The organism is Burkholderia sp. E168m22, from assembly GCF_001319805.1.
GTDB lineage: Bacteria > Pseudomonadota > Gammaproteobacteria > Burkholderiales > Burkholderiaceae > Burkholderia > Burkholderia orbicola.
The window spans coordinates 137,156-151,938 of record NZ_BBSK01000044.1 but is presented as its reverse complement, the minus strand read 5'-3'; the positions used below and the strand labels follow the sequence as shown (position 1 = coordinate 151,938).

Below are 14,783 nucleotides of genomic sequence, written 5' to 3'. Positions count from 1 at the left end.
CCGTATCGCCGCGACGCGATGCGCGCGCGTTCGGCAAGCGGGCGAACCGGGACGTACAATTCTTCTCTCCCCCATCGACGCGCGAGCAGCGCGAAAAGCCATGGAGCAGACGGATTGTGTCGTGATCGGCGCGGGTGTCGTCGGTTTGGCGATTGCGCGCGAACTGGCCGCGCGCGGGCGTGAAACGATCGTGCTCGAGGCGGCCGACGCGATCGGCACGGGCACGAGTTCGCGCAACAGCGAGGTGATTCACGCGGGGCTCTACTATCCGCGCGGGTCGCTGAAAGCGACGTCGTGCGTGCGCGGGCGCGACCTGCTGTACGAATTCTGCGACACGCACCACGTGCCGCATCGGCGCACGGGCAAGCTGCTGGTCGCGACGAGCGCCGCGCAGCTGAAGCAGTTGAAGGCGATTGCCGCGCGCGCGGCCGAGAACGGGGTGCTCGACCTGCTGCCGCTCACGCGCGCCGAGGCGCAGACGCTCGAGCCCGCGCTCGAATGCGTGGAGGCGCTGTTCTCGCCGTCGACCGGCATCGTCGACAGCCACCAGCTGATGCTCGCGCTGCTCGGCGATGCGGAACGCGACGGCGCCGTGTGCGCGCTGCAATCTCCGGTCGAATCGATCGACGTGCTGGGCGGCGGGCGCTTCATCGTGCGCACCGGCGGCGCCGCGCCGACCGAGATCGACGCCGCGTGCGTGATCAACAGCGCGGGGCTCGGCGCGCAGGCGCTTGCGCGCCGCACCCGCGGCCTCGATCCGCGCTGGGTGCCGCCGCTTTATCTCGCGCGCGGCAATTATTTCAGCCTGTCGGGCCGTGCGCCGTTCTCGCACCTGATCTACCCGATGCCCGAGCGCGCGGGGCTCGGCGTGCACCTGACGTTCGATCTCGGCGGGCAGGCGCGCTTCGGGCCGGACGTCGAGTGGTGCGATTCGCTGCGCTACGAAGTCGATCCGGCGCGCGCGGGGGCGTTCTACACGTCGATCCGCGCGTTCTGGCCGGGCTTGCCCGACGATGCGCTGCAGCCGGCGTACGCGGGCATCCGGCCGAAGCTCGCGGGGCCCGGCGAGCCGCCGGCCGACTTCATCGTGCAGGGCGCCGCGCAGCATGGCGTGCGCGGGCTCGTGAACCTGTTCGGCATCGAGTCGCCGGGGCTCACCGCGTCGCTCGCGCTCGCGCAGCGCGTCGGCGACATGGTGTCGCGCGCCTGACGCACGGCCCGCCGCCGTGCGGGCCGGGCGCCCGTAACCCGTGTGAAATCCCTTATCTCCGGCATTTCGGCGCGCACATTTATTCGCTCGGGAGTTATTCTGTCGAACGGCCGTCGCCAGAACGGCTTTCAAACCGATAACGTTGGAGCGAGTCCCCCATGAAAACATCCCGTCGGAGTTTCCTGATCACGAGCATTGGTGCGGTGTCCGCGCTGGCGCTGTCGCGCGAAGCGCTGGCCGATGCGCCGATGCTGCCGGAAACGGACCCGACCGCGGTGGCGCTCGGCTACAAGGCCGATGCCACGAAGGTCGACAAGACGAAGTACCCGAAATACGCGGCGGGCCAGGATTGCGCGGCCTGCATGCTGTACCAGGGCAAGAAGGGCTCGGCTTCGGGCCCGTGCGGCGCGTTCCCCGGCAAGCAGGTGTCGGCGAAGGGCTGGTGCAGCGCTTTCTCGAAGATGGGTTGAGGCCCGTGCGGCATCGTGCGATGCCGCAATGTGGCGAAAACCGCAACACGCTCGCCGTCGTTCGATGGCGGGCGTTTTTTATTGCTTGAAAACGGTTCCGTCGCTTTCTACACTCGCTGCACACCAGCGCGCCGCGGCACCCCGCGCGCCGCACCGCCCGACACGGCGAATTCACGAGGACGAGGCACGCATGGCGACGATTGCGAGTTCAACGAAAACGACCCGGCCCGAGCGTGCGCTGAACCGGCGTGCGGTGGTGGCCGCCGTGATCGGCAATGCGCTCGAGTGGTACGACTTCACGGTATTCGGCTTCATGACGGTCGTGATCGCCGAGCTGTTCTTCCCCACCTCCAGCGAATACTCGTCGCTGCTGCTCACCACCGCGACGTTCGGCGTCGCGTTCTTCATGCGCCCGATCGGCGGCATCGTGTTCGGGCTGTACGCGGACCGCGCGGGCCGCAAGGCCGCGCTGTCGCTCGTGATCCTGCTGATGACGGCCGGCATCTTCCTGCTCGCGATCGCGCCGCCCTATGCGGCGATCGGCATCGGCGGCCCGATCCTGATCGTGCTCGGCCGCCTGCTGCAGGGCTTCTCCGCGGGCGGCGAATTCGGCAGCTCGACCGCGCTGCTGATCGAAGCGGCGCCGTTCTCGAAACGCGGTTTCTACGGCAGCTGGCAGATGGCGAGCCAGGCGGCCGCGCTGCTGATCGGCGCGCTCGTCGGCGCGGCCGTCACGCGCGGGCTGTCGCACGACGCGCTGCGCAGCTGGGGCTGGCGCGTGCCGTTCATCCTCGGGCTCGTGATCGGCCCGATCGGCTTCTACATCCGCCGCCATCTCGCCGATTCCGAAGCGTTCCTGCATGCGCAGCAGAGCGCGCGCCGCGCGACGCTCGGCGAAGTGTTCACGCGCCACCCGCGCGAGGTGCTGTGCGGGCTCGGCTCGGTGATCGCGCTCACCGTGACGATCTACGTGCTGATCAGTTATCTGCCGACCTTCGCGGTGAAGCAACTGAAGCTGCCGTATGCGGAATCGTTCTACGCGGTGATCGTCGGCAACCTGCTGCTGATGGTGCTGTCGCCGGTCGCGGGCGCGTGGTCGGACCGCATCGGCCGCAAGGGTCTGTCGCTGTGGTCGCTGGTGCTGACGCTCGCGCTGATGTATCCGCTGTTCGCGTGGCTCGACGCCGCGCCGAGCATCGGGCGGCTGATCGCGGTACAGGCCGTGCTGTCGGTGACGCTGGCAGGCTACTACGGGCCGTTCGGCGCGATGATCGCCGAGCTGTTCCCGGCCAACGTGCGCTCGACCGGGCTGTCGATCGCGTACAACGTCGCGGTGATGCTGTTCGGCGGCTTCGGCCAGTTCATCGTCACGTGGCTGATCAAGGTGACCGGCACGCCGCTCGCGCCGACCTACTACGTGATGGCGGGGATCGCGCTGTCGATCGTGGCGGTCGCGTTCGTGCCCGCGCGCAACGCCGACCTCGATGCGCCGGCGTGACGACATGACGATGTGAAGACGGTCATCGAATCGATCGTTTCGCGAAACGCAATGATGTGCTGCGCAACGCGGGCAAACGGTGCGTCGCCCCTTCGTGTTCGCGCCCGAATTGTTTAGTCGTCGAACGAAACATGCCGCGAAATGAACGGAATGGTCGCTCGCGCGCGTTGTTGCATTTTTTACCCACACTAAAAATCGGCAAAAACCCGGCGGGCATATAGAAGAGTTTTTTCTCCAGCTTGTTGCAGGATCGCTAGCTCAAGTAATATCCGCGTACGCCGGACCCTGGCGGGGCCGGTTCCGATCTGGAGACCTGGAGGAAACATGGAATACAACCGTCTGTTGCACACCCTGCGTGTTACCGCCATGGCAGGCGTGGCAGCGGCATCGCTCGGCGTCGCGGGCTCTGCATTCGCACAGATCCCGAACAAAACGCTCGTCTACTGCTCAGAAGGCAGCCCGGCGGGTTTCGATTCCGCGCAATTTACGACCGGCGTGGATTTCACCGCCGCCACGTTCACCGTCTACAACCGCCTCGTCGAATTCGAGCGCGGCGGCACGAAGGTCGAACCCGGCCTCGCCGAGAAGTGGGACGTGTCGTCCGACGGCAAGGTGTACACGTTCCACCTGCGCCACGGCGTGAAGTTCCACACGACCGACTTCTTCAAGCCGACGCGTGAATTCAACGCAGACGACGTCGTGTTCTCGTTCGAGCGCATGCTCGACCCGAACAATGCGTTCCGCAAGGCGTACCCGGTGTCGTTCCCGTACTTCACCGACATGGGCCTCGACAAGCTGATCACGAAGATCGAGAAGGTCGATCCGTACACCGTGAAGTTCACGCTGGCCGAGCCGAACGCGCCGTTCATCCAGAACATGGCGATGGAATTCGCGTCGATCCTGTCGGCCGAATACGGCGACCAGCTGATGAAGGCCGGCAAGGCCGCCGACATCAACCAGAAGCCGGTCGGCACGGGCCCGTTCATCTTCCGCAGCTACACGAAGGACGCGACGATCCGCTTCGATGGCAATCCTGATTACTGGAAGAAGGGTGCGGTGAAGCTGTCGAAGCTGATCTTCTCGATCACGCCGGACCCGGGCGTGCGCGTGCAGAAGATCAAGCGCAACGAATGCCAGGTGATGAGCTATCCGCGTCCGGCCGACATCGCGACGCTGAAGGCCGATTCGAACGTCGACATGCCGTCGCAGGCCGGCTTCAACCTCGGCTACCTCGCGTACAACGTCGAGCACAAGCCGGTCGACAAGCTCGAAGTGCGTCAGGCGCTCGACATGGCGATCAACAAGAAGGCGATTCTCGAGTCGGTCTACCAGGGCGCCGGCCAGGCCGCGACCGCACCGATGCCGCCGACCCAATGGTCGTACGACAAGAACCTGAAGATGGCGACCTACGACACCGCGAAGGCGAAGGCGCTGCTCGCGAAGGCCGGCTTCCCGAACGGGTTCGAGATCACGCTGTGGGCGATGCCGGTGCAGCGCGCGTACAACCCGAACGCCCGCCTGATGGCCGAGATGATCCAGGCCGACTGGGCGAAGATCGGCGTGAAGGCGAAGATCGTCACGTACGAGTGGGGCGAGTACATCAAGCGCGCGCACTCGGGCGAGCAGGACACGATGCTGATCGGCTGGACGGGCGACAACGGCGACCCCGACAACTGGCTCGGCACGCTGCTCGGCTGCGAGGCGATCAAGGGCAACAACTTCTCGCACTGGTGCTACAAGCCGTTCGACGAGCTGGTGCAGAAGGGCCGCACGACGACGGGCCAGGACGCGCGCACGAAGCTCTACACGCAGGCGCAGCAGATCTTCGCGCAACAGCTGCCGTTCTCGCCGATCGCGAACTCGACGGTCTACCAGCCGGTGCGCAAGAACGTGGTCGACATGCGTATCGAGCCGCTCGGCTATGCGCGTTTCGACGGTGTCAGCGTGAAGTAACCCGGCTGGCGTAAGCTGTCGTCATTGAGAAAACCGGCTTGAAATCATCCGGCGACGAGGGGTCAAAAGCCCCTCGTCGCCGGTCGCACATTTCCCACAAGAAAATACGAGACGCATCATGCTCAGATTCGTGTTGCGCCGCGTGGGGATGGTGATCCCGACTTTCATCGGCATCACCATCCTGGCGTTTGCGCTGATTCACCTGATACCGGGCGACCCCATCGAAGTGATGATGGGCGAGCGCGGCGTCGATCCCGCGATGCACGCGGAGGCGATGAAACGCCTCGGGCTCGACGAGCCGCTGCCGCTGCAGTATCTGCACTACATCGGCCGGGCGCTGCATGGCGACCTCGGCATGTCGATCATCACCAACACGAGCGTCGCGGGCGAGTTCTTCGCGCGCTTCCCGGCGACCGTCGAACTGTCGCTGTGCGCGCTCGTGTTCGCGCTCGCGGTCGGCCTGCCGGCCGGGGTGATCGCCGCGCTGCGGCGCGGCTCGGTCATCGACCACGGCGTGATGGGCACCGCGCTCACCGGCTACTCGATGCCGATCTTCTGGTGGGGGCTGATCCTCATCATGGTGTTTTCGTCGACCCTCGGCTGGACGCCCGTGTCGGGGCGCATCGCGGTCGAATACGATTTCCCGCACCCGACCGGCTTCATGCTGATCGACGCGCTGCTCGCGCCGGACGAAGGGTCGTTCAAGTCGGCGGTGAGCCACCTGATCCTGCCCGCGATCGTGCTCGGCACGATCCCGCTCGCGGTGATCGCGCGGATGACGCGCTCGTCGATGCTCGAGGTGCTGCGCGAGGACTACATCCGCACCGCCCGCGCGAAAGGGCTGTCGCCCGTGCGCGTGGTCGTCGTGCATGCGCTGCGCAATGCGCTGATCCCGGTCGTCACGGTGATCGGCCTGCAGATCGGCACGCTGCTTGCTGGCGCAGTGCTGACCGAGACGCTCTTTTCGTGGCCCGGCGTCGGCAAGTGGCTGATCGATGCGATCGGCCGCCGCGACTATCCGGTCGTCCAGGGCGGCATCCTGCTGATCGCGACGCTCGTGATCGTCGTGAACCTGGTCGTCGACCTGCTGTACGGCGTGCTGAATCCGCGCATCCGCCACACGAGGTAATCCCATGAGCAATCTGCAAAATACCCTGCCGACCGAATCCGCGCCGGCCGGCGGCCGTGCGCTCGCGCTGCGCGAGTTCTGGGCCAACTTCTCGCGCAACCGCGGCGCCGTCGGCGCGGGCATCGTCGTGATCGTGCTGATCGCAGTCGCGTTGCTCGCGCCGCTGATCGCGCCGCACAGCCCGGTCGAGCAATACCGCGACTACGTGAAGATTCCGCCCGCGTGGCTCGCCGGCGGCAACTGGCAATTCATCCTCGGCACCGACGAAGCGGGCCGCGACATCCTTTCGCGGCTGATGTTCGGCGCGCGGATGTCGTTCTGGATCGGCTTCGTGTCGGTCGTGCTCGCGCTGATCCCCGGCATCGTGCTCGGGCTGGTCGCCGCGTTCTTCCAGAAGTGGGCCGACACGCCGGTGATGCGCATCATGGACGTGCTGCTCGCGCTGCCGTCGCTGCTGCTCGCGGTCGCGGTCGTCGCGATCATCGGCCCGGGCCTCACCAACACGATGTTCGCGATCGCGATCGTCGCGCTGCCGGCCTACGTGCGTCTCACGCGTGCGTCGGCGCTCGGCGAGCTGCAGAAGGAATACGTGACCGCGTCGCGCGTGGCCGGCGCCGGCACGCTGCGCCTGATGTTCTCGCAGGTGCTTCCGAACTGTACGGCGCCGCTGATCGTGCAGGCGACGCTCGGCTTCTCGTCGGCGATCCTGGACGCGGCCGCGCTCGGCTTCCTCGGCCTCGGCGTGCAACCGCCCACCGCCGAGTGGGGCGCGATGCTGGCCTCGGCACGCGACTACATCGACAACGCGTGGTGGATCGTGACGATGCCCGGCCTGTCGATCCTGATTTCGGTGCTCGCGATCAACCTGCTCGGCGACGGGCTGCGTGACGCGCTCGACCCCAAGCTGAAACGGATGGCGTGACCATGACCCAGAATCTCCTGACCATCCGCAATCTCGCGGTGAACTTCAACGGCCTGCCCGCGGTCGACCGGATCAACCTATCGGTCGCGCCGGGCGAGGTGGTGGGCGTCGTCGGCGAATCGGGCTCGGGCAAGAGCGTGACGATGATGGCGCTGATGGGCCTGATCGACGCGCCGGGCAAGGTGACGGCCGATGAAGTCACGTTCAACGGCGTGGATCTCTTGAAGGCGTCGCCGAAGGCGCGCCGCAAGATCGTCGGCAAGGACATCGCGATGGTGTTCCAGGACGCGCTGACGAGCCTGAACCCGAGCTACACGGTCGGCTACCAGATCAAGGAAGTGCTGAAGCTGCACGAAGGCCTGCGCGGCGACGCGCTGCACCGGCGCGCGCTCGAACTGCTCGACCAGGTCGGCATTCCCGATGCGAAGAACCGCATCGCGTCGTTCCCGCACCAGATGTCGGGCGGGATGAACCAGCGCGTGATGATCGCGATGGCCGTCGCGTGCAACCCGAAGCTGCTGATCGCCGACGAGCCGACCACCGCGCTCGACGTGACGATCCAGGCGCAGATCATGGATCTGCTCGTGAAGCTGCAGAAGGAGCGCGGGATGGCGCTCGTGCTGATCTCGCACGATCTGGCCGTGGTGTCGGAGGTCGCGCATCGCGTCGCGGTGATGTACGCGGGCGAGATCATCGAGACTAACCGCGTGCCCGACATCTTCCGCGCGCCGCATCATCCGTACACCGAAGCGCTGCTCGCGGCGATTCCCGAGCACAATCAGGGGGCGCGTCGCCTTGCCGCATTGCCGGGCATGGTGCCGGGCCGCGATGATCGCCCGTCCGGGTGCCTGTTCGCGCCGCGCTGCAAGTACGTCGTCGACGATTGCCGCAAGGCGCGGCCGGCGCTCGACACGCTGGTGCCGGCCAACGATGCGATGCGCGCGCGCTGCATCAAGCCGCTCAATGTTTCCAACCTCGACCTGACGGGAGGCGCACGATGAATGCAGTCAATGAAACGCCTCGCGCTTCGCACGACGAGGAAGCGGTACTGGTGGCCGACGGCCTCGCGAAGCACTATTCGGTGAAGCGCGGGATGTTCGGGCAGGGCACGGTGAAGGCGCTGAACGGCGTGTCGTTCTCGCTGAAGCGCGGCAAGACGCTCGCCGTCGTCGGCGAGTCGGGCTGCGGGAAATCGACGCTCGCGCGCCAGCTCACGATGATCGAGACGCCCACCGCGGGCAGCCTGACGATCGACGGCAAGAACGTGGCCGGCGCGAGCCGCGACACGGTCGCCGACCTGCGCCGCCGCGTGCAGATGGTGTTCCAGAACCCGTTCGCGTCGCTCAACCCGCGCAAGACCGTCGAGCAGACGCTTTCCGAGCCGCTCGAGATCAACGCGAACCTGACGGCCGCCGAGCGCGCCGCGCGCATCGCGCAGATCATGCGCACGGTCGGCCTGCGCCCCGAGCACGCGAAGCGCTATCCGCACATGTTCTCCGGCGGCCAGCGCCAGCGGGTCGCGATCGCGCGCGCGATGATCCTCGATCCGCGCATCGTCGTCGCGGACGAGCCGGTGTCCGCGCTCGACGTGTCGATCCAGGCGCAGATCCTGAACCTGTTCATGGATCTGCAGGAGCAGTTCAAGACGAGCTACGTGTTCATCTCGCACAACCTGTCGGTGGTCGAACACGTTGCCGACGACGTGATGGTGATGTACTTCGGCAGCGTCGCCGAGCTCGGCGACAAGGCGACGATCTACGCACGGCCGCGCCATCCGTACACGCGGGCGCTGATGTCGGCGACGCCGGCGATCTTCGAGGAAGATCGCCGCGTGCAGATCAAGCTGCAGGGCGAACTGCCGTCGCCGCTCAATCCGCCGTCGGGCTGCGCGTTCCACCAGCGCTGCCCGTACGCGGTCGAGCGGTGCCGCGTCGAGGAGCCGCAATTGCGCGAAGTGGACGGCCGGCGTGTAGCCTGCCATCGCGCCGAGGAGGTCGGGGAGGAGAATGCCTGAAGCGTTGGCGGCGCGCGTGTCCGGCGTGCGCCGTGCGGGGGCAGGCGGCGCGCGCGTGATGCGCGCGTACCGCTACGCGCGGCGCTGGAGCGTGCGTACCGTCACGGGCGCGGCGCTGGCCGGCGCGTGCGCGGCGGCCAGCGTCGTGGTCCCCGTTGAGCCGGTGCGCGCCGAGGGGCGTGCGCCGGCGACTTCGCCGATTCGTCCGTCGCAGGTTCCGCCGCCCGGCATGAGCCTGCCGGGCTTCCATACGCCGGCCGTGTCCGACGGCACCGTGTCGCGCGGCACCGTGCGCGTGCAGCCGGCGCGCATGCCGTTCTACGTCGCGACCAAGGGCAAGGTCACGCTCTACGTGCTCGGCACGCTGCACACGGGCGACCCGTCCGATTACCCGAGCGCGCAGCCGTTCCGGCCGCGCATCCTCGCGGCGCTCGCCGCGTCGCCGACGCTCGCGCTCGAGCTGTCGCCCGACGATCTGCTCGAATCGCAGGACGACGTGTCGAAGTACGGCGTGTGCCGCTACCCGTGCCTGCAGCGCCTGCTGCCCGAGCCGCTGTGGCAGCGGCTCGCGGCGCGCCTGCGCGGCAACCCGGCCGCGCTCGCCGAGATCCGCAAGATGCGGCCGTGGCTCGCGGCGCTCGTCGTCGAGACCTACGATTCGCTGTCCGCGGGCCTGCAGACCGAATACGGTACCGAGGCGCAACTGCAGAACGTGTTCCTGAAGAAGAAGGGCGGCCGCGTGATCGGACTCGAGACGCTCGCCGAACAGATGCGCGCGTTCACCGGGCTGACGCTGGCCGAGCAGCGCGAGATGCTCGCGCAGGACATGGTGCAGACGCCCGCGCAGAACGCCGACGACATCAAGGCACTGCACCGGCTGTGGCGAATTGGCGACGCCGATGCGATCTCGGCGTGGGCCGTCGCGAAGAGCGAACGGCTCGCCCGTTCGAAGGCGTTGTCGGCGTCGCTCGACAACAAGATCGTGTACGAGCGCAACCGGCGCTTCGTTGCACGGATGACTGCAATCGCCGCGCCGAACCGGCCGCTGTTCGTCGCGATCGGCGCGCTGCATCTGGGTGGCCCGCGCGGCGTGCTCGAATTGTTGCGCCAGCAAGGATACCGGGTCGACGCGAACTGATCGCGCCCGGCTACCGCACTGATCGTCCCCTGTTTGATCGACGTCGCGCGTACCGTGCGACACGCCTGCGCGGTGGTGCCGGTCGATAAGGAAAACCCTTGAATCGTCGGAAAATAGCGTTTAAAACGATTGACATCCCGTTCGGCCAATATCTATTCTTCACCCCACAAGTTGAAAAAATGAAAAGAATAGATAAGTTCTACGGGGTAGCAGAAATAAAGCGCGGGGTGAGCGTCGCCGGCACGTGAAGCACGTGCCGGCCGCGGAGAGTCTGCATGCACGGCGGGGCCAATCATCGTCGAACAACACATGCATGCGGGCCGACTTGCACATAAGCGACGTTCCGTCGTCTGACCGGGGAAGGCAGTGATCGGGCGGCGGCGGACGTTTTTTAATCCGGAATATTTTTCCGGTCACCGTCGAAAGACGGTTTCGGGGGGTGAATCGACAGACGGCGAAGCCGCACCGATTGCACCAACGGAAAAGCGCCACGAGGGCGCTTTTTTCTTTGGTGCGACGAAAACGTGCGGCGCGCGGGCCCTGCGCCGAATGCTGCGTTACGCGCCTTCGTCGGCCTGCAGCGCGCCGGGTGCCACGACGTCGACGCCGGCGGCCTCGAGCGCCGCGCGGATTCGCTTCGCGAACGCCAGCGCATGCGGCCCGTCGCCATGCAGGCAGACGGTCTGCGCATTGAGCGGCACCCATTCGCCGCTCAGCGCGCGCACCTGCCGGTTGCGCACCATGTCGAGCGTGCGCGCGAGCACCGCATCTTCATCGTCGATCAACGCGCCGGGCAGGCTGCGCGGCACCAGCGAGCCGTCCGCGCGGTAGCCGCGATCGGCGAACACTTCCTCCACCGCCGCGAGCCCCGCCTGCCGCGCGGCCGCGATGAACACGCTGTTCGCGAGCCCGAACACCGCGAGCGACGGATCGAAGTCGTGGATCGCGGACACCACCGCGTCGGCGATCAGCGGGTCGCGCGCGGCCTGGTTGTACAGCGCGCCGTGCGGTTTCACGTGCGCGATGCGGCCGCCCTCGGCCTGCGCGATCGCCGACAGCGCACCGAGCTGGTACAGCACGCCCGCATAGATGTCGCCGGCCGGCAGCTGCATTTCCTTGCGGCCGAAATTCTCCGGATCGTGGAAGCTCGGATGCGCGCCGATCGACACGCCTTTCTGCACGGCCCAGCGCACGCAGTCGCGCATCGCATTCGCGCCGCCTGCATGCCATCCGCATGCGATGTTCGCCGACGTGACGAGGTCGAGCAGCGCCTCGTCCGATCCGCATCCTTCGCCGAGATCGGCATTCAGATCGATTTCCATATGTTCCTCGTCCACTGGTTGCGTGGCGCGTCCTTCGCTACCGCTTTCCGCCATTGTCACGCCGCGCGCGATTGGGCGCGGCGGCGCGCTTCCTCGCGCATCTCGATCGCGACGTCGATCTGCCGCAGGTACGCCCGTTCCGCGACGAGGGCGGCGCGCGCGGCGTCGAGCGTCGTGCGCACGAAGCGGATCGGCAGGTTGAGCCGCGCCTGTGCGAGCTTCCACAGGTCGGCGCGGATCACCGTGCCGATCTTCGGGTAGCCGCCGGTGGTTTGCGCGTCGTGCATCAGCACGATCGGCTGGCCGTTCGGCGGCACCTGGATCGTGCCGGGCAACACCGCGTGCGACAGCAGTTCGACCGGCCGCTCGCGCACGAGCTCGGCGCCGGCGAGCCGATAGCCCATCCGGTTGCTGTTCGCGGTGACGAGCCATTCCTCATCCCAGAACGCCTGCTGCGAATCGGCCGCGAACGACGCGTAATCGGGGCCCGGCAGCACGCGCACGGGCATCGCCCACGGCGCATGCACGGGGCGGTGACGTCGCGGCGGCTCGTCGACGCGCACGAACGCGCACCACGCCGGCGCCTTCACGCCGAATTCCGGCGCATCGGCCGAAAGGCAGCCCGCGCCGGCCGGCGGCACGCCGACCGGGAGCCGGTCGCCGTCGCGCAGCGTGCGGCCGCCGAGGCCGCCGAAGCGCGACGCGAGATCGGTGCTGCGCGAGCCGAGCATCGGCAGCACGTCGATGCCGCCCGCGATGCACAGGTAGCCGCGCATGCCGCGTTTCGCGGCCGGCAGCACGAGCGTCTGCCCGGCGTCGACCGGCAGGCTCCACCACGAATGCACGGGCTGGCCGTCGAGCGTCGCGCCGAACTCGGTGCCGGTGATCGCGATGCGCGTGGCGCGCGTGAAGCGGAACGTGGCGGGGCCGATCGTGATTTCGACGGCCGCCGCGTCGGGGCGGTTGCCGACCAGCCGGTTGCCGACTTCGAGCGCGAGGCCGTCGAGCGCGCCGCCCTGCGCGACGCCGAGATGGCGCGTGCCGCGGCGGCCGAGATCCTGCACGGTCGACAGCGGGCCGGCCCGCACGACCTCGATGGTGCCCGGTGCGTTGCTCTGGGTCATCGTGCGTCGACTCCCGCAATGGTGAAGCGCACGCGGTCGCCGGGCAGCAGCAGCGTCGGCTGCGGCCGCGCCGGGTCGAACAGCACCTGCGACGTGCGGCCGATCAGTTGCCAGCCGCCGGGCGACGTGGCCGGGTAGATGCCCGTCTGCGCGCCGCCGATGCCGACCGAGCCGGCCGGCACCTCGAGGCGCGGCGCCGCGCGGCGCGGCATGTGCAGCGCGGCGTCGAGGCCGCCCAGATACGCGAAGCCCGGCTGGAACCCGACGAAGAACACGACGTAGGCGCCGGCCGCGTGGCGTGCGACGACCTCGTCGGCCGACAGCCCCGTGTGGGCGGCGACGGCCGCCAGGTCGGGCCCGGCGGCCCCGCCGTACTCGACCGGGATCTCGACCTCGCGGCCGTCCGCGTGCTCGACGTCGGCGGTTTCCCACGCGTCGCGCAGCGCGGGCGTGAGCGAGTCGGCCGTCGCGGCGAGCGCGTCGAACACGATGGTCAGGTTGTTCATGCCGGGGACGACGTCGATCACGTCGGGCCACGCGCGCGCGGCCTCGGCCACGGCCCAGACGCGGCGCTGGCAATCGAGCGTGGCGGGCGGCGGCACCTCGCAGACGAGGGCGGCATCGCCGAGCGGATAAATGCGGGGTTGCGTCATCGGACTGGCACGGTTCGGACGGCAATGTTAGCGCACATTGTCAATAAAATATCGACAACTTCTCAATAAGCGTTTTCGCCTAGCTCGTAGGCCGGGGCTTCTGGCGTACACTCGGGCACATCCTGTCATCCGGCTTGCGCCGCCTTTCCATGAAGCGTCCTGCGACCAAGATCGTGTCATCCGAACACCTCGTTTCCGATTCGAGCGCGGAGCTGTCGGAGCTCGAATACGGGCTCATCATGGCCGGCAACGCGTTCAACCGCTGGATGGTGCGCTGCATGTCGGCGGCGGGCGCGAAGGACATGACGGCGGTCGAGGTCTCGCTGCTGCATCACGTCAGCCATCGCGAACGCAAGAAGAAACTCGCCGACATCTGCTTCGTGCTCAATATCGAGGATACGCACGTCGCGACCTATGCGCTGAAAAAACTGATCGCCCGCGGCTATGTGAAGAGCGAGAAGAACGGCAAGGAAGTGTTCTTCTTCGCGACCGACGCGGGCCGCGACCTGTGCCTGAAGTACCGCGAGGTCCGCGAGCATTGCCTGATCGAGACGCTGAAGGACAGCGGCCTCACCAACGAGCAGATCGGCGACGCGGCGCAGTTGCTGCGCCACGCATCGGGCCTCTACGACACGGCCGCGCGGGCGGCGGCGTCACTGTAAACGATCGCGGAAACGGTCGGTCGCCGCGACACGCTCGCGGCAAGCCGCGACGATCGCGGCGCCGCGCGCGCCATCATTCGGCGGCCGGGTAAAGCGCGGCGTCGGTGACGATCCAGCGCAACGCGAGATCGTGCGCTTCGGCCGGCAGCGCATCGACGCGGCACGCTTCGTACGCGATGCCGACCGTCACGGGCAGTGTGTCGCCCGGCCAGGCGGCGAGCGTGCGGTCGTAGTAGCCGCCGCCGTAGCCGAGCCGGTAGCGCTGCGCATCGAATCCTACACAGGGAATCAGCAAAAGATCGGGCACGACGACGATTCCCGACGCGGGTTCGGGAATCCGGTGATGACCTTCGCGCATCGGCGTGTGCGCATCCCATGCGTGGAAGGCGAGCGGCGTGTGACGTTCGCCGATCACCGGCAGCGCGGCGCACCGGCCGGCGCCCGCCGCGCACCAGGCGAGCACCGCGTCGCGGGCATCGAATTCGCCCGGCAGCGGCCAGTAGAACCCGACCGTGCGCGGCGCCAGACGGTCGAGCAACGTGCGCAGCCGCGCGTCGAGCGCGGCGTTCGCGGCAGGTTGCGACGCGGCGTCGCGACGGGCGCCGGACAGCGTTTTGCGCAGCGCAACCTTCGGGTTCGGCACAGGGTTGCGTGCTATGCTTTCGCTCACTTCGTGCTCCATTCAAAA

At 67.7% G+C, this 14,783-nt stretch carries 14 protein-coding genes; 10 read left to right on the top strand and 4 right to left on the bottom strand.

Annotated elements, in window-relative coordinates:
- The first annotated feature begins 100 nt into the window (after nt 1–100).
- The 9 genes from AP428_RS12860 to AP428_RS12820 all read left to right on the top strand — a co-directional run bounded on the left by AP428_RS12860 (nt 101) and on the right by AP428_RS12820 (nt 10,334).
- Nucleotides 101–1,210, top strand: coding sequence for an NAD(P)/FAD-dependent oxidoreductase (locus AP428_RS12860; protein WP_006477537.1), 1,110 nt, complete (start codon nt 101–103; stop codon nt 1,208–1,210).
- A 158-nt stretch (nt 1,211–1,368) separates the two neighbouring features.
- On the top strand, nt 1,369–1,680 hold the full coding sequence (locus AP428_RS12855; protein ID WP_006477538.1) for a high-potential iron-sulfur protein: 312 nt from the start codon (nt 1,369–1,371) through the stop codon (nt 1,678–1,680).
- 190 nt (nt 1,681–1,870) lie between these two features.
- The gene (locus AP428_RS12850) at nt 1,871–3,178 is read left to right on the top strand and encodes an MFS transporter (protein WP_011546431.1); all 1,308 of its coding nucleotides are present in this window, start codon (nt 1,871–1,873) and stop codon (nt 3,176–3,178) included.
- A 324-nt stretch (nt 3,179–3,502) separates the two neighbouring features.
- Entirely contained in the window at nt 3,503–5,131 is a 1,629-nt protein-coding gene (locus AP428_RS12845; protein ID WP_054928152.1) for an ABC transporter substrate-binding protein, read from the top strand.
- 118 nt (nt 5,132–5,249) lie between these two features.
- On the top strand, nt 5,250–6,260 hold the full coding sequence (locus tag AP428_RS12840) for an ABC transporter permease subunit (RefSeq protein WP_011546430.1): 1,011 nt from the start codon (nt 5,250–5,252) through the stop codon (nt 6,258–6,260).
- Between the two features lie 4 nt (nt 6,261–6,264).
- Nucleotides 6,265–7,182: an ABC transporter permease subunit gene (locus AP428_RS12835; RefSeq protein WP_006489141.1), complete on the top strand. Its 918-nt coding sequence runs from the start codon at nt 6,265–6,267 to the stop codon at nt 7,180–7,182.
- Nucleotides 7,183–7,184: 2 nt separating this feature from the next.
- On the top strand, nt 7,185–8,183 hold the full coding sequence (locus AP428_RS12830; protein WP_023476351.1) for an ABC transporter ATP-binding protein: 999 nt from the start codon (nt 7,185–7,187) through the stop codon (nt 8,181–8,183).
- Nucleotides 8,180–9,196, top strand: coding sequence for a peptide ABC transporter ATP-binding protein (locus AP428_RS12825; RefSeq protein WP_006477544.1), 1,017 nt, complete (start codon nt 8,180–8,182; stop codon nt 9,194–9,196). Before AP428_RS12830 ends, AP428_RS12825 begins: the two co-directional genes overlap by 4 nt.
- On the top strand, nt 9,189–10,334 hold the full coding sequence (locus AP428_RS12820; RefSeq protein ID WP_006477545.1) for a TraB/GumN family protein: 1,146 nt from the start codon (nt 9,189–9,191) through the stop codon (nt 10,332–10,334). The genes AP428_RS12825 and AP428_RS12820 overlap by 8 nt, the downstream gene beginning before the upstream one ends.
- Nucleotides 10,335–10,891: 557 nt before the next feature.
- Here AP428_RS12820 and pxpA read toward each other — a convergent pair.
- The 3 genes from pxpA to pxpB are packed head-to-tail and all read right to left on the bottom strand — an operon-like array spanning nt 10,892 to nt 13,433.
- A complete protein-coding gene (gene pxpA / locus AP428_RS12815; RefSeq protein WP_006483671.1) occupies nt 10,892–11,656 on the bottom strand; it encodes a 5-oxoprolinase subunit PxpA in 765 nt (254 codons plus the stop codon).
- A gap of 56 nt (nt 11,657–11,712) precedes the next feature.
- On the bottom strand, nt 11,713–12,780 hold the full coding sequence (locus AP428_RS12810) for a biotin-dependent carboxyltransferase family protein (protein WP_054928151.1): 1,068 nt from the start codon (nt 12,778–12,780) through the stop codon (nt 11,713–11,715).
- Nucleotides 12,777–13,433, bottom strand: coding sequence for a 5-oxoprolinase subunit PxpB (gene pxpB, locus AP428_RS12805; protein WP_006477548.1), 657 nt, complete (start codon nt 13,431–13,433; stop codon nt 12,777–12,779). The genes AP428_RS12810 and pxpB overlap by 4 nt, the downstream gene beginning before the upstream one ends.
- 149 nt (nt 13,434–13,582) lie before the next feature.
- Here pxpB and AP428_RS12800 point away from each other — a divergent pair, with 149 nt between their 5' ends.
- Nucleotides 13,583–14,095: a winged helix DNA-binding protein gene (locus AP428_RS12800; RefSeq protein ID WP_006483173.1), complete on the top strand. Its 513-nt coding sequence runs from the start codon at nt 13,583–13,585 to the stop codon at nt 14,093–14,095.
- Between the two features lie 73 nt (nt 14,096–14,168).
- On the opposite strand, the gene AP428_RS12795 is transcribed toward AP428_RS12800, so the two are convergent.
- Nucleotides 14,169–14,777, bottom strand: a complete 609-nt coding sequence (locus AP428_RS12795; RefSeq protein WP_006477550.1) for a 5-formyltetrahydrofolate cyclo-ligase — start codon at nt 14,775–14,777, stop codon at nt 14,169–14,171.
- Nucleotides 14,778–14,783 lie beyond the last annotated feature (6 nt).